Raw genomic sequence first — 19593 nt, forward strand, 5'->3', positions numbered from 1 at the left:
ACCATCCTTTCGTTAAGAAGAAGGTACATGCATCACATCAATATCTTTTAAAAAGTAACTGTTCCATTTATTCGGATAAGCGTTGCGATAGACAATTCGCGCAACACCAGCCTGTGCCAATGTTTTTGCACAATTTTCACACGGTTCATGTGTCACATAAGCTGATGCTCCTTTCAGCTTATCGCGCTCGGCATGAAGCACCGCATTTAGTTCCGCGTGCAGACAGCGTATACAGCGGCCTTGATCCGACAATAAGCAGCCCGCTTCATCACAATGTTCGTGCCCGTGAATCGAGCCGTTATAGCCTGTTGACACAATGTGTTTATCTTTCACAATGACACATCCGACATTTAATCGGTTGCATGTCGACCGCGTCGCTACTACTTCCGCAATATTTAAAAAATAATCATCCCAGCTTTTTCTTTCCATAAAAAAATCCTCTTTTCTGTCCATCCCGATCCACACCGGTTTTTGTTTTAGTTTATCGGCATCATCCGTAATCCGTCAAATGGATTTTTACTTTACGGTAATGAGCGGTTCGAGCTTTTCAAACGTTTTATCACCGATTCCGGACACGTTTTTTAAATCTTCTGAGGCCGCAAAGGGTCCATCTGTTTCCCGGTAATCGATGATCGCCTTTGCTTTCGCTTCGCCGATACCCGGCAATTCCTGTAAGCGGGATACATCCGCTGTATTTATATTAATCAGTGGACTTTGTTCCTCTCCGCCGGACATGGCCCGTCCGCTCCCTCCCGGTGCAGCGGAAGCAATGACAGGCGGTGTTTCTTCTCCTTTAGCCGGTACGTAAATAACCATTTCATCCTGCACTTTTTGCGCCAGATTCACTGCTGCCGGGTCTGCTGATTCCGTCAAACCGCCCGCTTTATTGATGGCATCGTTTACCCGGTTATCACTTGTCATCAAATAAATGCCCGGCATCTCCACTGCTCCTTTTACATCAACAGCTACTTCAACAGGCACAATTTCTGCTGGCACCTCCTCTTCCGCTTTCATGACAACGGCTTCTTCAATTGGCACAGGTGCAGGCGGTACCGCTTCTTCTTCTGTCAAGCCGTACAGCCAGAATAGGAGAACAGCCAAAACGCCGCCTGCCGGAATTTTATACTTGTCAATCAACTCTTTCATATTTATTAATCATCCTCCGCTTCGGTTGGAATAATTGTTTTTTTCATACGTACAGTTAAAAGATGAACAGGAAAGGAGAATGCAATATGAACATCGGTATCATCGGAACAGGAAGTATTGGTACTGTGTTGACCGAATCATTTATCGGTTCTAAGGCCTTACCGCCTGAAAATATTTATGTTTACAATCGTACGCATGAAAAAGCACTTCTGCTGCAAAAATCGTTTCCGGGCATTCACGTTTGTGAAAATATAGAAGAAACCACTGAACAAGCCTGCTTGCTGTTCGTTTCTGTCCGTCAACCTGATTTAAAACCGCTTCTCGAGTTCCTTTCACAATACGTTTCGGTTTATCATTGCGTAATATCAACGGCAAGTGCCGTATCCACTGCACAGATGGAATCCGTTCTTCCTTGTTCATGTGCCCGTGTGATTCCTTCTGTCACAAATACAATTTCTGCAGGCGGGATTCTCTATTCTTTTGGCGAATCATGCGGAATAGACTGGAAGAATGAAGTGGGACGGCTTCTCGATAAAATAGCAGGGACGGCATTTGAAACGAACGACGAGACCATTCGGGCGGCCTCTGATTTAACAGGATGCGGTCCGGCGTTTTTCTCCAAAATGGCCAAAATGTACGCTGATGAAACGATCAAGTATGGACTGACCGATGAACAGGCAGAAAAAATGGCGGTGCAAATGATGATTGGTCTTGGAGAAATGTTAAAAACGGATGGATGGTCACTGGAGACATTGACACAACGGACTGCCGCAAAAGGGGGTGTAACCTGCCGCGGAATTTCGGTCATTGAAGAGCATGCAGGGGACTTGTTTTCATTGCTTTGCAGGATGACGCAGCAAAAAGCGGCGGAAGACAGAAAAGAGGCCTCTGCCATATTTGGCATTAATGAATCATTTCGACAGGACTAACAAAATTCCTGCTGCTTTACAAAATCTTTACAAAAGAAAAAAGAGCGGCTTTTTTCAGCTGCTCTTTTTCGCTTTGAAAAATATTCGTTCCGTGTTCTCAGATGGAGCCTGTTTTGTAAAATCAGCGGTGATGCCTTCAATCGTGAAGCCTGTTTCTACCAGCCACTGTTTATACAGTTCAGGCGGGAATGTACGCTGATGATGAAGTTCATCGAATCGTTCATATAACCCGTTATCCGTCTGAACAAAAAAAGTCAGTTCGTGTTCCACACTGTCCGGTTCTGCACCGGGAAACGCATTCCATATAAACGAAATGTCCGCACCGGCATCAGCAAATGTCTGCTCCTGAAACACGTGGTTTATTTTATACGTGGAATGAACATCAAATAAAAATAAACCGTCTTCCTCCAGATGATTGTAAACCGACTGAAAGGTCTTTTTTACATCCTCTTCCGTTCGCAGATAATTAAGCGCATCACAAAAAATAACAGCCGTTTGAAACATCCCTACCCCTTCAAGCTCTCTCATATCCTGCTGAAACAGCGGGATATCCAGCTTCAGCGCATCCGCTTTTTCACGGGCAACCGCCAGCATCTCGTCAGACAGATCAATGCCTGTCACATCGTATCCGGCTTGGGCAAAGCGCACTGCAAGTTCACCAGTTCCGCATCCGATATCAAGCAGCCGGCCAATTCTTGTTTCTGAACGTAAAATTTCCGTCCATTCCTCGTACGGAGCGTCCTGCATAAGGGCATCATACACAGACGCAAACCGGTTGTAACTCATGATGTCAACACATCGACATGCGGTGCATCGCCCCAAAGACGTTCCAAATTGTAATAAATGCGCTCATCACGATGGAAAACATGAACAACCACATCGCCAATATCAATTAGTACCCAGCGGGCTTCGTCAAACCCTTCCATACGTTTAATGTCCGCACCGAGTTCTTCTGCTTTTTCTTTTACTTCACGTGCTATTGCCTGTACTTGTTTATCGGAGTTACCGTGGCAAATAACGAAGTAATCAGCCACCGGGGAAATGCCGTTCATATCAAGGGCGGTAATATTCTCCGCACGCTTATCATCCGCCGCTTTCGTCACTGCATGTAAAATCGTTTGTTGTTCTGTCAATTAAACATCTTCTCCATTCTGAATAAGATCATTATACGTATCCATTGTTGCCGGAAACACCGGCTGCCGTTTACTCATTAAAAAGAAAATGGTATTTTTCACAGCCGTAAGAACCGCATCATCCAAATGATGGGCTGCGATCCCCCGCACATCATCCACTCCGGGGAAACGGCGGCCTGGTTCGATGTAGTCGGCCAGATACACAATTTTTTCAAGCAAAGTCATTTTCGGACGGCCCGTCGTATGCCAGCGAATGGCTGCCAGGATTTCTTCATCCGTGATGCCCACTTCTCTTTGAACGAGCAGCGCTCCAACCGGCGCATGCCACAGTTCATGATGAAATTGCAGGAGCCGCTCATCCATTTGTTCATCAATGATTAATTGCTTCATTTCTTCTTTCGGACGAAACTTGGCGTAATCATGAAAAATAGCCGCCAGTTCTGCTTTTTTTACATCTGCACCATATGTTTCAGCAAGATGAACAGCAGTCTCCATGACGCCCAGTGTATGCTCATACCGTTTGTCAGTCAGATGTTTCTTCACTATTTGAAGTGCATCATTCCGCTCCATAGAGTCCATTCTCCTTTATATAACGAATGACACCGTCCGGCAATAAATATAAGAGCGGTTCCCCATGCGCTGCTTTTTTGCGAAGGACAGTAGATGACAAATGAATTTCCGGGGTTTCAATCAGCATCACCGGATAGGGAGTGTCCGTCGAATAACCGGGACGTTTCACTCCAACAAAGGTGATAAGCTTCATCAGTTCATCTATTTCATGCCACTTTGGCAAATATTCGATCATGTCCGCGCCAATAATAAAATAAAAAGACGTATCCGGTTCTTTGTGTATTAATTCCCGCATCGTATCAATTGTATAGGAAGTTCCGGATCGATTCATTTCGATCGTTTCCAACAGGAATGAATCGTTTCCTTCTATCGCCAGTTCAGTCATACGCCGGCGGGACTCATCACTCACATTGCCATCCAGTTTTTTATGCGGCGGGACGGCATTTGGCATAAACCTTACTTCATCAAGCTTTAACGCATAAAGCACTTCGTTCGCCATAATTAAATGTCCGACATGAGGGGGGTTAAATGTGCCGCCCAGTATGCCGACTTTTCTCATCTCGGCAGCACAATTTTTTTATTTTCTTTTGATTCCTTATAAAGGACAACAGTGTGGCCGATCAGCTGTACAAGCTCTGCTTTTGCCCCTTTTGCCAGTGCTTCCGCCACCTCGTGTTTATCATCCTCATTATTTTGCAAAATACTCACTTTAATCAATTCACGCACTTCAAGCGCTTCAGCAATTTGCGTTGTCATATTCTCATTGACGCCTCCTTTGCCTACTTGAAATATCGGTGTCAAATGATGCGCTTCCGCTCGTAAAAATCGTTTTTGTTTTCCTGTCAGCATGTTTTTCCTCCAAGTTTGTCCAGTACAATTTTCTCCATCCGGTCTGGATCGGCAAGTATGCCCGTCCATTTTTCAAAGGCCAGCGCACCTTGATAGGCAAACATTCTTAAACCATTTTGAACATTGGCCCCACGTTTTTTTGCCTCTTTCATAATAGCCGTTTCAGCTGGATTGTATATAATGTCTGATAAAAAGGCATCCGGGCGGATGTTGTGAAGCTGCAACGGCGATTCCTCCATTTTTGGCGACATTCCAATCGATGTGGTTTGAATGATCACATCATAATCGGCAAGCTTTTCTTCCGCCTCTTCCAATGTGAAAATAAATGTTTCAACCGGATACGGGCAGCGTGCTTTCAGCTGTTCCGCATTATCAAGTGTGCGATTGGCAATATCGACATACTCTGCACCCTGTTGGCCAAGTGTAAAATAAATCGCCCGGGCCGCTCCTCCAGCTCCGATGATTAAAATACGTTTATCTAGGATAGGCTGTCCATATTCCTCATGCAGACCGCGAATGAAGCCTGCTCCGTCTGTATTATAACCGATCAGCTTTCCATTTTCATGCACAACCGTATTAACAGCACCGATTGCCGACGCAAGCGGATCCACTTCATCAAGCAGCGGCATAATCGCTGTTTTGTGCGGCACCGTTACGTTAAATCCGGAAATACCAATTGCTTTCATTCCAGGAATGGCCACTGGTAAATCCTCACGTTTAATGAGGAATGGCTGATAATGCGCATCCATCCCAAGTGATAAAAAGGCGTCATTATGCATCGCCGGCGACATAGAATGAGCAATGGGATCCCCGATCACTCCGTACAAATTTTTCATCTGACTTTCCCCCACCTTTAAATTAACGACTTCCGAAGTGTAACTGCTGCTCCTTTTGGCACGTATGCCGCCACTTTGGCTCCCGCTTCGTTTACGGTAATCCAGCCGAGTCCGGAAAATACAATATCGGTTTTCGGTTCTTTGATTGTCCATTCCTGCCGGACAAATTCAAGCGGTTCACCGTCTTTTCCAGCTGGTTTTAATAATTCGCCCGCATGGTTTCTGTACAATTCATCCGCTTTTTCCATTTTGGTCCGATGAATCTCAATCTCATTGGACACATGGCAGATAAATGACCGGCGTCCCCCGCTCATATAATCAAATCGGGCCAGGCCGCCGAAGAACAGCGTCTGTTCCTCATTTAATTGGAACACTTTCGGTTTAATTTCTTTTTTCGGCAAAAGGACTTTCAAGTCATCCTTGTCTACAAAATGAGCCATTTGATGATGATTAATAATACCCGGCGTGTCGACCAGTACATGACCATCCGATAACGGTATTTCAATCATATCAAGCGTTGTACCCGGGAAATGAGAGGTCGTAATAAGATCGCCTTCACCGGTAATTTCCTTAATGATTCGATTAATAAACGTTGACTTGCCGACATTCGTACAGCCGACAACGTATACATCTTTCCCGTTGCGGTAATGCTCAATAGCCTCAGCCGCATCACGCACTGCTTTGCCCTGCGCCGCACTTGTTAAAAGAACGTCCACCGGCTTTAAACCGAGCTGACTTGCTTCATGGCGCATCCAATGAATGAGTTTTTCTTGTTTTACTGATTTTGGAAGAAGATCCGATTTATTACCGATTAAAAGGACCGGATTTTTTCCGGCAAACCGGTGAAGACCGGGCAGCCAGCTTCCATTAAAATCAAAAATATCAACAATTTTCACTATCAGTGATTCAGTATCTCCGATTGTATTTAAAATTTTTAAAAAGTCATCGTCAGTTAATTCGACGTCCTGAACTTCATTATAATGTTTCAGTCTGAAGCAGCGTTTACAGACAATAACTTCCTTCTCCAGTGCGGTTAGCGGAGCATACCCAAGACCATCCGGATTGACTGTTTGAATGGCAACGCCGCAGCCCTCGCACGTTATTTGTTCATTACTCACTGTCTTTCCTCCCATTGAATCATTCCTTTTCGGCGGAAAAAGTTCATTAACCGGCGTTCGATTTTCCGGTTAATCCGTGTCCAAAAGCCATCCGTCGCCGCAATCGGAATGACTAAGATTGTATAAATACCGCTCCGATTCCCTCCGAAGACATCCGTCAGCAGCTGGTCTCCAATCACAACGGCTTCATGTTTTTGTACGTTCAACAATTTAATCGCTTTTCTGAACGCCCGCCCCATCGGTTTACGCGCCTCAAAAATGTAAGGCAAATCGAGCGGAGTAGAAAAAGAACTCACCCGCTTTTGATTATTATTGGAAACGATCAGCACTTTAATGCCGGCATCGCTCATTTTATTAAACCAGCTTAACAGCTCCGGTGTCGCATCCGGACGATCCCAGGCGACAAGCGTATTATCCAAGTCGGTAATAACCGCTTTAATTCCTTTTTGCTTTAAGCGTTCCGGTTCAATTTCCAGTATGCTTTTCACTTGCTCATTTGGCAAAAATAATTTCAGCACAGTTTACACCTCTAATTTCAGTCTGCTTATCTTATCATAGCCCATTTTTTCATAGGAGACAAAACAATAATCAGCACAAAAACTTTTCGACAAATTTCGCATTCCCTTTCTGTGGATAACGTTATGCACAAATTCACACTATATAAATAGCGGTTTATGGCGATTTATAAACTGAAAACTGCCACTTATCCACGATCCATTGTGGAAAAACGAACGATTGTTCTATTATAGTTTTTTTGATACACTATAAAAAAAGATGGACTATTACTTTTTGGAGATGAATATAGATGCATACACTATCAGACAAATTGCTTCTTTCTTCTTATAAAAAAGCAACAAAGCTAAAATTGAACAACGACTTTATTGCTTTAATCGAACAGGAAATGAAACGACGGATCATCCGTCAGCAAAAAAACCGAAAAATGTAATATTACCTGATCTCCCGCATACGATAAGCGTTAAAAGGGGGGATCATCATGATTGAACTTGCCGCCGCTCTCTCTTTTTTATTGAAAGAAGCGGTTTTTTTCGTGTCATACGTAAAGCATAACGCCTTTCCTCATCCACTTTCAGCTGAAGAAGAAAAAAAGTATCTCGCACTCCTTGAACAGGGAGATCGTCATGCCCGAACAAAACTCATTGAACATAATCTGCGCCTCGTTGCCCACATCGTCAAAAAATTCGAAAAAACAAATGAAGATACAGAAGACCTCATTTCCATCGGCACGATTGGTTTAATTAAAGGCATTGAAAGTTATTCCGGAAAAAAAGGAACAAAACTGGCCACATACGCGGCACGCTGTATTGAAAACGAAATTCTCATGTACTTCCGCGCACTGAAAAAAACGAAAAAAGACGTATCTTTATACGATCCGGTCGGACGGGATAAAGAAGGGAACGAAATCAGCCTCCTCGATTTATTGAAAACAGAAGATGAAGACGTCGCTGCACGTCTGTCACTTGAAATGGATATCGAACAAATGAAAAGCTGCCTTGCTGTGTTAGATCCGCGGGAAATGGCTGTCATTGCCGCCCGTTATGGCATTGGCGCCGGCAGCGATAAAACGCAGCGTGAAATTGCGGCAGAGATGAACATTTCAAGAAGCTATGTGTCCCGAATCGAAAAGCGGGCGCTGGCGAAAATGATGCAGGAATTTAAGCGTCTTTCAGCAAAACAAAAAAGGGGCCCAAAAGAAACTCTTCTGGAGCACCCTTCTCATCATCAATCATCAGTCGATTGACACAGAAATCATAACGCCTGTTACAGTTGCCAGCAGCAATCCTAAAATCATCATGACCATTCTTGCAACACTCCCTCTATGTTCACTTCATTTGTTACTATTACTTTATCATAAAACATGTGCTTTGTTATCGTTTTCTTATTCTTTTCCCAGCTCTTCCGTCATTTTCATCACGAGATTCGCTGAATGAAGTCCTGCTTTTGGCAAAAATTGCTCAAATGAAATGTTGGACTCTTTTCCGGCAATGTCGGAAAGGGCGCGAATGATCACAAATGGCACGTTAAATTGATACGCTACCTGGGCGATCGCGGCTGCTTCCATTTCAACAGCCTGCAAGTCAGTAAATTTTTCTGCAATCGACTGTACACGTACCGGATCGTTCATAAACGAATCACCTGTCGCGATGAGCCCTTTCACAGTTTTTACTTCTTGTATGCTTTCCGCACAAGCGGCCGCGATTTGAACGAGACGCTCGTCTGCCTGAAATGCGGCCGGCAGCTGAGGCACCTGGCCGTACTCATATCCAAATGCCGTTACATCTACATCGTGATGACGTACTTCCGATGAAATGACGACATCCCCCACTTGAAGTTCAGGAGACAATCCGCCGGCAGAACCCGTATTGATAATGACATCCGGTTTAAATGCATGAATTAATACAGCAGTTGTCATTGACGCGTTCACCTTCCCGATTCCGGAGCGAAGCAATACAACTTCAACACCCCGCAGCAAGCCTGTTGTAAATTCACTTCCCGCAATGGTGGTGACTTCTTTCTTTTCCATCTCGTCACGTAATATGAGAACCTCTTCTTCCATTGCACCAATAATCCCTATTTTCATCTTGATTTGCTCCCTCTTGTTTTTATGCCGAAAAAAACCCGCCGTCAAAGCGGGGAATCATCAGCGTCCTTTGTCATTTCGTTCGAGCTTCTGTACTTTGACCGGTTTCCAGCCTTCTCCGTCTACCCATTCAATAAAGACACGGTACGCATCATTTTGATCGTTTTTAGGCGACACCGTACCAATTGCTCCGTGCTGACCGTTTCCGCTTATATACCAGACGGTCATATTATCCACAGGAATACCCGTTGCATAAGACAGCGCATTGACTTTTTCCTGCCAATCCGTCGAACCCGTGTCAAATGAAGAAGTATGAGGACCGGATTGGGTAGTTCCAACGCCTTTCCAGTTCGGATCCACAATGTCTTGTTCGACATTTGGCTCTGTGCCTTCCGTAACCACTCGAACTTCTTCAGCTTTTTCTTCTACTGGCTCTTCTGTTTCAGCCGGATTTTCTTCCTCTACTTCATCAGGTACATCAGCTGTCTGCTCTTCTGCTGGCTTCGTTTCTTCAGGAGCAGCTGGTTCTTCGTCATTCCCACCTGCAAAAATGGTAAATCCGACAATAATAATGAGCAGCACGACAACCGCGATGGCTGTATTTAAAATGCGGTTTGTTTTTCTCCGCTTCGTTTTGCGCTCAGCACGCGACGTATGTTCCATAGCTTTCTCCTCCTCGTTACGCATCCATTTTAACACGTCTTCTTTATGTGAAGAAAGAATTTACGTAAAAAAGCGCAAAAGGCTCATCCGCCTAAAGCGCTTTTTTTACTTAACCGATTGAAACGATTTTCACGTTCATCTCGCCTGCTGGTGTTTGGACAATCACTTCATCACCAACGCGTTTGCCGATCATGCTTTTAGCAATTGGTGAATCATTTGAAATTTTACCTTCAAACGGGTCTGCCTCCGCACTGCCGACAATTGTATAGCTTTCTTCTTCGCCGTCAGGCAGTTCAATAAATGTGACCGTTTTGCCAAGCGAAACCATATCAGAATTCAACGAATCTTCCTCAATGATTTTTGCGTTGCGGATCATTGTTTCAATTGTACCGATACGTCCTTCCACAAACGCCTGCTCTTCTTTTGCTGAATCATACTCGGAATTTTCCGAAAGATCACCAAAGCTGCGGGCAATTTTAATCCGCTCGACCACTTCTTTACGTTTTACGGATTTTAAATGTTCAAGTTCTTGTTCCAGTTTTTCTTTTCCTTCCCGTGTCATCGGGTAAACTTTTTCGTTCGACAACTTTTCCCACTCCTTTAATGTTCAAAAAAAGCACTGAAATATGAGCGCGCGCCCTCTTTGAGAGGTCGCGCGTTTTCCCAATTATATGCCTGTTTCATAAAAACATACTATAAAATATCTTTTTGTTCAAGAATTGTTTGGATTTTAGCAATGATTATATCAATGGCGACTTTGTTTTCACCGCCGATTGGGATAATGACATCCGCATACCGCTTCGTTGGTTCGATAAATTGGTTATGCATTGGACGAACAATCGTTGTATATTGATCCACGACCGAATCAAGCGACCTGCCGCGTTCTGTAATGTCACGCGTCAGACGCCGGATAAACCGGAGATCCGCATCTGTATCCACAAATAATTTAATATCCATTAAATCGCGCAGACGCTCATCTTCAAGCACGAGAATCCCTTCTAAAATAATGACATCTTTTGGCTCAAGCGGGACCGTTTCGTTCGACCGGGTGTGCTGTACATAATCATAGACCGGTTTTTCAACCGGACGGCCGTTCATCAGTTCCTGCATCTGCTCGATCAATAAATCATTGTCAAATGCAAAGGGATGATCATAATTTTGCTTCAGTCGTTCTTCAAACGTCAAGTGAGACTGATTTTTATAATAATAATCTTGTTCGATCATCATAATGGAGCCGCCTTGAAAATGATCATGAATCGCTCGAGCAACACTCGTTTTCCCCGAGCCAGACCCACCCGCGACGCCGATCACAATCGGCTTTTGCTTCATTGTGTCACAGCCCTTTCCGCATCATGTCGTCTTTCGATACAGGACGGTCCACTTTAAACTGGACAATTTGCAGCGGATGGCGGGCAGCATCCAATTCATTCCCGTCTTCATCGACAACCGTACCGACTACCTGCGTAAATGTATCCATGTTCGGGCCAAAAAATTCAACGGTATCGCCTGGACGGAAGAAGTTCCGCTGCTGCAGCGTGACGATTTGTGTGTCTTCATCGTAATCCACGACAAGGCCCGTGAAATCATGCGATGCTTTTTTTCCGTGAACACCAAACAGCTGCTCATCGGCGCCCGGCGTTCCCTCAAAAAATGCCGGTGCTGCCGGACGGTTGGCGCATTTTTCAAGCTCTTCTAACCATTCAGGCTGAATTTTGAAATTTTCCGGATCGGCACAATACGCATCGATTACTTTCCGGTACACACTGACAACCGTTGCGATGTAATGGATGGATTTCATCCGGCCTTCAATTTTCAAACTATCAATGCCAAGCTCAATCATACCTGGAATCGACTGGACAAGCCGCAAATCCTTTGGACTCATCGCAAAAGGTGAATCGCCTTCCTGCGTGATCGCTGACTCAATGCCATCTTCCATTTCCACAAGGTTATAGTCCCAGCGGCACGACTGGCAGCACCCGCCGCGGTTGGAATCACGCGCAGTCATATGGTTACTCAGCACACAGCGGCCGGAATAAGCAATGCACATCGCTCCGTGGATGAAGGTTTCAATTTCAATATCCACCTTTTCTTTCATGAGGCGCATTTCTTCGCCTGTCGTTTCACGGGCAAGCACAACTCGGTCAAGCCCTTCTTCTTTCCAGTATTGCACCGCGCGCCAGTTAGAGAGGGACTGCTGCGTGCTTAAATGCACTTCCACATTCGGCGCAACACGGCGGCACGTTTCAATAATAAGCGGATCTGCCACAATAATGCCATTCACGCCGACCTCTCCCAGACCGCGCAAGTAATCTTCAAGCCCGTCTATGTTTTCATTATGGGCAAAAATATTCGTCGTCACATACACTTTTGCTCCGTATTGACGGGCAAATTCAACGCCCTCTTTCATTTCATCAAACGTGAAATTTCCCGCATTTGACCGAAGTCCGTATTCCTGTCCCCCAATGTATACGGCATCTGCTCCGTAACGGACAGCGATCTTTAATTTTTCAAGCGTGCCGGCAGGAGCAAGCAGTTCCGGCTTTTTCACAATGACCCGTTTCCCGTCGACAATGGTTGAGATGCTGTCATTTTTCAATGCTTCCATCTTTGTTTCCTCCCTTTTTAATAAACTGTTTCTTTAAAGAAGAAGCCCGAATCAAGCGGCCGGTGGTCCTGCTGAAGTGCTTCTGCCGCTTCCAGCAATGCTTCCTTTTCTTCTTCATACTGATCCGGATTTTCCACACATAAATCGATTGCTTTTCGATATAATTTCGTAACGGCAACGCGGTAATCTTCCGTTTGCAGGACACCGTCAATTTTAAATGAATCAATCTCTGCTTCGATCATATCCTGCAGTTCATCAATGATGCACATATCGTTCGGACTCATAATGTGCGTACCGTTTTGATCTTCATAAATCGGGTATTTATTATTGCGCTCTTCATCATGAAGCAGCATATTTTGCGCACCCTGGCGCTTTTCGATTTCCATGTTCTTTCCCATGTATTCAAAGTAATGCCCAAGAAGCGGCCGTTTCGATTGGAACATGCATGTCATACCGTGCACCTGCACCTCAATCGCCACTTCTGCATTTTCTTTCGTTTCAATGACAGCATCCATGCTCAGCTCTCTGGCAAGCACCGCGCGGACCGCTCCGCGTTTGCCCCAGTAATTCGCCGTATACCAGTTTGTCGCAATCGTTTCCGGACTCCAGTGAAGCGAAAATCCTGGTGCTGCTGCGCGGACAGCCATTAATACAGCCGGATCGCCAAAGACAATGGCATCAGCCCCTGCTTCTTTTACAAACTGCACATATTCGTCCAATTCATCCGCAATTTTATTATGAAAAATAGCGTTCACCGCCACATACACTTTCTTTCCGTGTTCATGAGCCAGGGTCACGGCTTCTTTTATTTCCTCGCGGCTGAATTCGCCGGCAAGACGCAGACCGTAACGCTGTTCACCTATTATAAATGCATCGGCGCCCGCTTCAATTTGTCGTTCGATTTCATTGACGCTGCCCGGCGTCACTAATAATTCCGGTTTTTTCATTTTTCACCACTCCGTTTTATGCTGACGGCAATTCCATCACCAGACGGCAAAATCATTGTCTGAAAATCAGAATGTGTCATCAGCCATTCATTGTAATCCGTAATCTTCTGAACCATTTTCCCGATTCGTTTCGATGGTGCCTCTATCCCTGCTGCATATCCTTTAAACAGCACGTTATCAGAATAAATAACGCCCTTTGTTGTAAGCATCGGCGCATATAAATCAAAAAAACGCCTGTACTGTCCTTTTGCCGCATCAATAAAAATCGCATCGAACGGCCCGTTCTTTTCCACTTCTTTCCCCAGTTCAAGCGCATCTCCAAATAATATTTGCACACGGTCTTGATCAGTTGATCGATTCAAGTAATGGAGGGCCTGCTCGTACCTTTCAGCGTCCCGCTCCAGCGTTGTAATATGAACGCCTGGAACAGCATCCGCCATCCGGAGCGCTGAGTAGCCAATCGCGGTCCCGATTTCCAATATACGTGATGGCTTTTGCAGCCTCAGCATCGTGAGAAGCGTCTCCATTCCGACCGGCTCCATAATCGGCACGCGGTGTTCATGCGCATACCGCTCCATTTCCGCAAATAATTCGTCCCGCTCCGGCAGAAGCGATTCGAGGTAGCGGTGTATATCGTCTTTCATGAAAAAAATAACCTCTTTTCTAAGAAAAAGAGAAAGCTGCAATAGCTTTCCCGCGTCTTCTGTGCCCGGATTATTCTATCATAGAAAAGAAAGAAAATCTATGCAGGCTTCTTATTGATTGTTCGTAATGTATTTTCTCTTCAATGCATTATGCTCATCTAATGTTTTGGCATAATACACATCTCCTGCCGGTGAAGCAAGGAAATAGAAGAAATCAGTTTGTTCCGGTTCAAGAACCGCTTCCATCGAGTCCGTTCCGCTGTTGCCAATCGGTCCTGGAGTCAATCCTTTTACCTGATAGGTGTTATACGGTGAATCAAACTCTAGATCTTCATACAGTACGCGGTCTTTATGTTCGCCCTGCGCATACAAAACGGTCGGATCCGTTTGGAGCGGCATATCGACCTTCAGGCGATTATAAAATACGCTGGCAATCTTTTTCCGGTCTGTTTTGCCGGTTGCTTCTTCTTCTACAAGGGAAGAGAACGTTAAAAATTCATGAACGGTCATCCCGGACGCCCGAATGCGATCAGTATACATTTTTACCACTTCATCCGTTTTCGCGATCATTTCTTCCGCAATATCTTCAACAGGCCGCGATGGATCGGATAGTTCATACGTTGCCGGATATAAATACCCTTCAAGCGGATACCGAATCTGTTCATTGAGTACCTCTTCTGTGATAAGTCCAGGATGATTTGTCATCATTTTTTTAACAAATGCATCGTTATTGAGCGCTTTAAGGACGTCGTCAGCATCATGATCGGTTTCTGCCGCAATGACTTCCGCAATTTGTGTCAATTGAAAACCTTCTGGAATCACCAGCCTGCCGTCCACCGCCTCTGTTACTTTTCCTTCTCTTAATGAGACGATAATTTCATCCGGCGTCATGGAAGGAGACAGCGCATATTGACCCGCCTGAAAATCGCCTTCTCCTTTATATTTCACATAATATTTAAAGAGTGTCGCATCTTTGACAATCCCATTTTCTTCAAGTGTTTGGGCAATGGATGATAAGCTTGATCCAAGTGGAATGGATACCCCCACTGATTCTTCATTATTTGCATCCGCCGGTTTCGCAGCACTTTGCCAGATATAATACACACCCGCTGCTCCCCCAGCTGCAATAAGGAGGAAGAAAACAAGCATAAATAAAACAGCCCGTTTCAGCCGCCTTTTTTTACGGGCAGCCGGCGGATATAGTTCATTCGACATAAAAATCTCCTTTCGACAACATCCTGCATTTTTCTTTATTATACAAGAATGATGGCAAAAGAAAAAGAACAGGTGTCAAAGAGACACCTGTCCGTCAAAATTATTCCTGTTCTTCGTCGTCAAGGAATGTATTGAGCATTTCCTCAATCATTTCCCATTCTTCATCCGATTCGATCGGCTGAAGTTCACCATCTTCCCCGTCATCACCTGGAAGGAAAGAAGAAGCATGAATTTCGATTTCTTCATTATCGTCTTCCTCAGCCCCTACCGGAAAATAAAGAACGTATGATTTTTCGAATTCATCTGAATCAAATGTAAAAAGCACTTCACAAAGCTGCTCATTTCCATTTTCATCGATTACTGTAATTTGTTTTTCGCCATGTTCCATTATTGGTCACCTCATTATTTTTGACTGTCCAGATATCCTTGCAGGATCATCACCGCAGCCATTTTATCGATCACTTTTTTTCGTTTTTTCCGGCTGACATCCGCTTCGAGCAATACTCGCTCTGCTGCCATTGTTGTCAGCCGCTCATCCCAAAGTACAACTGGGAAGCCGAACGTTTCCTCGAGAAGCGCAGCAAAACGCTGTGCCGCTTCCCCTCGGGGACCGACTGTATTGTTCATGTTTTTTGGAAACCCGACGACGAATTTGCTTACCTCATGCTCGCGGCACAGTTCGCCGATCCGTTCCATGCCGAAAATGCCCGCTTCTTCGTCAATCTTTATCGTTTCAATGCCCTGCGCTGTCCAGCCAAATGCATCGCTGATGGCAATGCCTACTGTTTTCGTGCCGGCGTCAAGGCCCATCGTTCTCATGATGTCCGATCCTCCTGCTGCTTATCCAAGTACGTTTTGACAAGTTCTTCAATGATTTCATCCCGTTCGAGGCGGCGAATTAAATTGCGTGCATCGTTATGACGCGGAATGTACGCAGGATCGCCTGAAAGCAAATAGCCGACGATTTGATTGATCGGATTGTAGCCTTTTTCTTCAAGCGCTCCGTGCACTTTAAACAATACTTCTTTTACATTTTCTTCATACGGTTCTTCCGGGAAGTTAAACCGCATCGTCTTGTCAAAAGAACTCACTGTCAGCACCTCACTTCATGCGGGGAGAATGTTGCCCGCTCCTGTACGTATGTTCATTGTACAACAAATGGCGACATATTCAAATGGATTTGACCCATTCTTCAGCACTTTGTAATGCTTCCTCTATTTTAGATGGATCTTTTCCGCCTGCCTGTGCCATATCCGCACGTCCACCGCCGCCGCCGCCAAGCCGGCCTGCCACTTCTTTGACGAGTTTTCCAGCATGATAGCCTTTCTCGGTCAAATCACCCGTTACGGCTGTGACGACATTTACTTTGCCGTCCGCCGGCGCGATCAGCACGATGATGCCTGGTGTTACTTTTTGCTTCAGTTCATCTGCCATTGTACGCAGTGCGTTCATATCCGCTGCTTGAACACTTGCCGCAAGAAGCTGAATGCCGTTAATCATTTGAACCTGATCTGTTAAACTGCCTGCTTCTATATTGGACAATTTTTTTGAAAGTGATTCATTTTCACGCTGTAAATCTTTTAATTCCGCCTGCAGGCTATCCGCTTTCACTAAAATATCTTTCGGGTTTGTTTTTAATTTAGCCGCGGCTTCTTTCAGCACTTGTGCCTGGCCGTTCAAATAATGGTACGCACCTTCACCCGTCACGGCTTCAATACGACGAGTACCCGCACCAATACCGCTCTCGGACAGCACTTTAAACAATCCGATTTCAGCTGTATTAACGACATGGCATCCACCGCAAAGCTCTAAGCTGTAATCCCCGATTGAGACAACGCGGACAATATCGCCGTATTTTTCGCCGAACAGCGCCATTGCCCCCATTGCTTTCGCTTCCGCAATCGGTTTAAGGGCCGTTTCTACTGCAATACCCTGCCAAATTTTCTCATTTACGATCGTTTCAACCTGAGCGATTTCCTCTGCAGTAACCTGACCGAAATGTGAGAAATCGAAGCGAAGGCGATCCGGTTCTACAAGTGAGCCCGCCTGGTTGACATGTGTACCGAGCACATCTTTTAATGCTTGGTGCATCAAATGCGTTGCGGTATGGTTTTTAACGATTTTCCCGCGTGACACGACATCTACCTTTGCTGTCACGCTGCTGTTTGCTTTCAATGTACCGCTTTCGACCACAGCACTGTGAACATTTTGTCCGTTCGGCGCTTTTTGTACGTCTTTCACAAAAACTCGTACTTTATCAGATTCAAGAACGCCTTTATCGGCAATCTGTCCGCCGCTTTCCGCATAAAACGGGGTCTCCGTTAAAATAAATTGAATTTCATCGCCTTCATGCGCTTCATCAGCCAATACGCCATCTTTAATGATCACAGCGACCGTTGTTTCAACTGTAAGACGATCATATGTGAATGTACTCTCTGCGGTAACAGACGACAATACACCGCCCTGTACTTGCATTGAATCGGTATCCTGGCGGGCTGCACGGGCGCGGTCACGCTGCTGCTTCATTTCCGCTTCAAAGCCTGCATGGTCCGCTTTCATGCCTTCTTCTTCCGCATATTCTTCCGTCAATTCAACCGGGAAGCCGTATGTATCGTACAAACGGAAAATATCAGCGCCCGCGATCGTATCCGATCCGGATGCTTTCGCTTTTTCAATAACCGATGACAAAATAGCCAGTCCTTCATTCAACGTCTCATGGAATCGTTCTTCTTCATTCTTAATGACCTTTTGAATAAATGCCGCTTTTTCACTTACTTCCGGATAGTAGTCTTTCATAACATCACCGACAACCGGCACAAGTTCATACATAAATGGACGGTTAATGCCGATTTGTTTCGCATAGCGGACCGCACGGCGCAGCAAACGGCGCAGCACATAGCCCCGTCCTTCATTTGACGGCAGCGCCCCGTCTCCGATCGCAAAGGCAACGGTGCGGATATGGTCGGCGATCACTTTAAACGCGGTATCCTTTTCCGCATCGACGCGGTATTTTTCACCAGAAATGTGCTCTGTTTCACGAATGATCGGCATAAATAAATCCGTGTCGAAGTTTGTCGGTACATTTTGAACGACTGATGCCATCCGCTCAAGACCCATCCCTGTATCAATATTTTTCTTAGGAAGCGGCGTGTACGTGCCGTCCGGATTATGGTTGAATTCAGAGAATACAAGATTCCATACTTCAAGATAACGATCATTTTCGCCGCCCGGGAACAATTCCGGGTCATGTTCGTCATCGCCGTATTCGGCTCCGCGGTCATAGAAAATTTCCGTATTCGGGCCGGATGGACCTTCGCCGATATCCCAGAAATTCCCCTCAAGACGGATAATTCGCTCGTCCGGAACGCCGACTTCATTTTTCCAGATTAAATATGCTTCTTCATCTTCCGGGTGAATGGTCACCGATAATTTTTCCGGATCAAACCCGATCCATTTTTCGTCGGTTAAAAATTCCCATGCCCAGTGAATCGCTTCTTTTTTGAAATATTCACCGATTGAAAAGTTTCCGAGCATTTCGAAAAATGTATGATGGCGCGCTGTTTTCCCCACGTTTTCAATATCATTTGTCCGAATGGATTTCTGTGCGTTGGTAATGCGCGGGTTGTCGGGAATAATGCGGCCATCAAAATATTTTTTCAATGTCGCGACGCCGCTGTTAATCCAGAGCAGGCTCGGATCATCAATAGGAACAAGCGGTGCACTCGGTTCTACGCGATGCCCTTTTTCCTGGAAAAATTCTAAATACAGACGGCGGATATCAGCGCCGGATAATGCTTTCATCAACAATTCCTCCTCAATTACATGTATGTATACGTCCGGAAAAGAACGAAAAGACAGCAAAAAAAGCCCCATCCCCTAACAGGGACGAAGCTTGTTCGCGGTACCACCCTGATTGCGGATCATCGTTATCATCCGCCTCTCAAACGCCTTAACGCGGCAAACGGCAGTAATTGCTGCACTCGGGACCTAGCTTTCCATCATTCTTCATCCCGAATTCCTTTCAGCCTAAGGGAATTCCTCTCTAGTCGAATGGGCTATGATGTACTTTTGTCCTTCTCCGATTTGTCAAAAAAAAATTGATACCCGAATTATAAAAAGGATTCGGGCGTTTGTCAATGAAACTCACGACCATTCATCAATCGGGCTGAGCGATCCGTCTTCTTCAACCTGATGGATGACGAGTCCGCCTTCGAGTTCCGACATTTCCACACAGCAGTCGCGGCAAAAATACTGGCCGGTCCCGATTTTCCCCACTTCATTACTGCCGCAGTTCGGACATGATTGCATCTTGTTCACTCCTGCCTTTTTTAAAAGCAGT

26 protein-coding genes and 1 other annotated feature are annotated in these 19593 nt (G+C 45.3%); of the genes, 3 read left to right on the forward strand and 23 right to left on the reverse strand.

Translation table 11 applies throughout. The features are described 5' to 3' along the window. Positions 1-12: 12 nt before the first annotated feature. Positions 13-429 carry a deoxycytidylate deaminase gene (locus tag BTO30_RS05510; RefSeq protein ID WP_075397708.1) on the reverse strand — a complete coding sequence of 139 codons (417 nt, stop codon included), beginning with the start codon at positions 427-429 and terminating at the stop codon, positions 13-15. 87 nt (positions 430-516) lie between these two features. Then, entirely contained in the window at positions 517-1146 is a 630-nt protein-coding gene (locus tag BTO30_RS05515) for a helix-hairpin-helix domain-containing protein (protein ID WP_075397709.1), read from the reverse strand. An 86-nt stretch (positions 1147-1232) separates the two neighbouring features. Between BTO30_RS05515 and BTO30_RS05520 the strand changes: the two genes are divergently transcribed. Beyond that, positions 1233-2075, forward strand: coding sequence for a pyrroline-5-carboxylate reductase dimerization domain-containing protein (locus BTO30_RS05520; protein WP_075397710.1), 843 nt, complete (start codon positions 1233-1235; stop codon positions 2073-2075). 54 nt (positions 2076-2129) lie between these two features. On the opposite strand, the gene BTO30_RS05525 is transcribed toward BTO30_RS05520, so the two are convergent. From BTO30_RS05525 to BTO30_RS05560, 8 genes are read right to left on the reverse strand one after another with little or no spacing between them, the layout of a single operon-like run. Then, positions 2130-2861: a class I SAM-dependent DNA methyltransferase gene (locus BTO30_RS05525; RefSeq protein WP_075397711.1), complete on the reverse strand. Its 732-nt coding sequence runs from the start codon at positions 2859-2861 to the stop codon at positions 2130-2132. Continuing rightward, a complete protein-coding gene (gene rsfS, locus BTO30_RS05530; RefSeq protein ID WP_075397712.1) occupies positions 2858-3208 on the reverse strand; it encodes a ribosome silencing factor in 351 nt (116 codons plus the stop codon). Before rsfS ends, BTO30_RS05525 begins: the two co-directional genes overlap by 4 nt. Continuing rightward, positions 3209-3778, reverse strand: a complete 570-nt coding sequence (gene yqeK, locus BTO30_RS05535) for a bis(5'-nucleosyl)-tetraphosphatase (symmetrical) YqeK (RefSeq protein WP_075397713.1) — start codon at positions 3776-3778, stop codon at positions 3209-3211. After that, positions 3765-4337: a nicotinate-nucleotide adenylyltransferase gene (locus BTO30_RS05540; RefSeq protein WP_075397714.1), complete on the reverse strand. Its 573-nt coding sequence runs from the start codon at positions 4335-4337 to the stop codon at positions 3765-3767. The genes yqeK and BTO30_RS05540 overlap by 14 nt, the downstream gene beginning before the upstream one ends. Then, positions 4334-4627: a ribosome assembly RNA-binding protein YhbY gene (gene yhbY / locus BTO30_RS05545; protein WP_075397715.1), complete on the reverse strand. Its 294-nt coding sequence runs from the start codon at positions 4625-4627 to the stop codon at positions 4334-4336. Before yhbY ends, BTO30_RS05540 begins: the two co-directional genes overlap by 4 nt. After that, positions 4621-5463: a shikimate dehydrogenase gene (gene aroE, locus BTO30_RS05550; protein WP_075397716.1), complete on the reverse strand. Its 843-nt coding sequence runs from the start codon at positions 5461-5463 to the stop codon at positions 4621-4623. Before aroE ends, yhbY begins: the two co-directional genes overlap by 7 nt. 17 nt (positions 5464-5480) lie before the next feature. Next, positions 5481-6581: a ribosome biogenesis GTPase YqeH gene (gene yqeH, locus BTO30_RS05555; protein WP_075397717.1), complete on the reverse strand. Its 1101-nt coding sequence runs from the start codon at positions 6579-6581 to the stop codon at positions 5481-5483. Continuing rightward, a complete protein-coding gene (locus tag BTO30_RS05560; protein WP_075397718.1) occupies positions 6578-7099 on the reverse strand; it encodes a YqeG family HAD IIIA-type phosphatase in 522 nt (173 codons plus the stop codon). Before BTO30_RS05560 ends, yqeH begins: the two co-directional genes overlap by 4 nt. A gap of 287 nt (positions 7100-7386) precedes the next feature. Between BTO30_RS05560 and sda the strand changes: the two genes are divergently transcribed. Then, entirely contained in the window at positions 7387-7527 is a 141-nt protein-coding gene (sda, locus tag BTO30_RS05565) for a sporulation histidine kinase inhibitor Sda (RefSeq protein WP_075397719.1), read from the forward strand. A 48-nt stretch (positions 7528-7575) separates the two neighbouring features. After that, on the forward strand, positions 7576-8340 hold the full coding sequence (gene sigK / locus BTO30_RS05570) for an RNA polymerase sporulation sigma factor SigK (RefSeq protein WP_075397720.1): 765 nt from the start codon (positions 7576-7578) through the stop codon (positions 8338-8340). A gap of 138 nt (positions 8341-8478) precedes the next feature. On the opposite strand, the gene mtnN is transcribed toward sigK, so the two are convergent. The 13 genes from mtnN to BTO30_RS17355 form a co-directional block, all read right to left on the reverse strand. Beyond that, the gene (mtnN, locus tag BTO30_RS05575) at positions 8479-9180 is read right to left on the reverse strand and encodes a 5'-methylthioadenosine/S-adenosylhomocysteine nucleosidase (protein WP_075397721.1); all 702 of its coding nucleotides are present in this window, start codon (positions 9178-9180) and stop codon (positions 8479-8481) included. 60 nt (positions 9181-9240) lie between these two features. After that, positions 9241-9843 (reverse strand): DUF1510 family protein, encoded by a 603-nt coding sequence (locus tag BTO30_RS05580; RefSeq protein WP_075397722.1) that lies wholly within the window; start codon positions 9841-9843, stop codon positions 9241-9243. A 109-nt stretch (positions 9844-9952) separates the two neighbouring features. After that, positions 9953-10429, reverse strand: coding sequence for a transcription elongation factor GreA (gene greA / locus BTO30_RS05585; RefSeq protein ID WP_075397723.1), 477 nt, complete (start codon positions 10427-10429; stop codon positions 9953-9955). Positions 10430-10536: 107 nt separating this feature from the next. After that, positions 10537-11172 carry a uridine kinase gene (gene udk / locus BTO30_RS05590; protein WP_075397724.1) on the reverse strand — a complete coding sequence of 212 codons (636 nt, stop codon included), beginning with the start codon at positions 11170-11172 and terminating at the stop codon, positions 10537-10539. 4 nt (positions 11173-11176) lie between these two features. Continuing rightward, entirely contained in the window at positions 11177-12448 is a 1272-nt protein-coding gene (locus BTO30_RS05595) for a peptidase U32 family protein (RefSeq protein WP_075397725.1), read from the reverse strand. A gap of 17 nt (positions 12449-12465) precedes the next feature. After that, positions 12466-13395, reverse strand: a complete 930-nt coding sequence (locus tag BTO30_RS05600; RefSeq protein ID WP_075397726.1) for a peptidase U32 family protein — start codon at positions 13393-13395, stop codon at positions 12466-12468. After that, positions 13392-14039, reverse strand: coding sequence for an O-methyltransferase (locus tag BTO30_RS05605; protein ID WP_075397727.1), 648 nt, complete (start codon positions 14037-14039; stop codon positions 13392-13394). Before BTO30_RS05605 ends, BTO30_RS05600 begins: the two co-directional genes overlap by 4 nt. Positions 14040-14150: 111 nt before the next feature. Then, on the reverse strand, positions 14151-15254 hold the full coding sequence (gene mltG, locus BTO30_RS05610; protein ID WP_075397728.1) for an endolytic transglycosylase MltG: 1104 nt from the start codon (positions 15252-15254) through the stop codon (positions 14151-14153). A 100-nt stretch (positions 15255-15354) separates the two neighbouring features. After that, entirely contained in the window at positions 15355-15642 is a 288-nt protein-coding gene (locus BTO30_RS05615) for a DUF1292 domain-containing protein (RefSeq protein ID WP_075397729.1), read from the reverse strand. Between the two features lie 14 nt (positions 15643-15656). Then, positions 15657-16073, reverse strand: coding sequence for a Holliday junction resolvase RuvX (gene ruvX, locus BTO30_RS05620; RefSeq protein ID WP_075397730.1), 417 nt, complete (start codon positions 16071-16073; stop codon positions 15657-15659). Continuing rightward, the gene (locus BTO30_RS05625) at positions 16070-16345 is read right to left on the reverse strand and encodes an IreB family regulatory phosphoprotein (RefSeq protein ID WP_075397822.1); all 276 of its coding nucleotides are present in this window, start codon (positions 16343-16345) and stop codon (positions 16070-16072) included. The genes ruvX and BTO30_RS05625 overlap by 4 nt, the downstream gene beginning before the upstream one ends. 79 nt (positions 16346-16424) lie before the next feature. Beyond that, positions 16425-19055, reverse strand: coding sequence for an alanine--tRNA ligase (gene alaS, locus BTO30_RS05630; protein ID WP_075397731.1), 2631 nt, complete (start codon positions 19053-19055; stop codon positions 16425-16427). A 77-nt stretch (positions 19056-19132) separates the two neighbouring features. Next, positions 19133-19342 (reverse strand) — a binding site (T-box leader). A gap of 55 nt (positions 19343-19397) precedes the next feature. Then, the gene (locus BTO30_RS17355) at positions 19398-19562 is read right to left on the reverse strand and encodes a transcription initiation factor IIB family protein (protein WP_169829348.1); all 165 of its coding nucleotides are present in this window, start codon (positions 19560-19562) and stop codon (positions 19398-19400) included. Positions 19563-19593: the final 31 nt, after the last annotated feature.

It is taken from the genome of Domibacillus antri, assembly GCF_001936625.1.
Taxonomy (GTDB): domain Bacteria; phylum Bacillota; class Bacilli; order Bacillales; family Domibacillaceae; genus Domibacillus; species Domibacillus antri.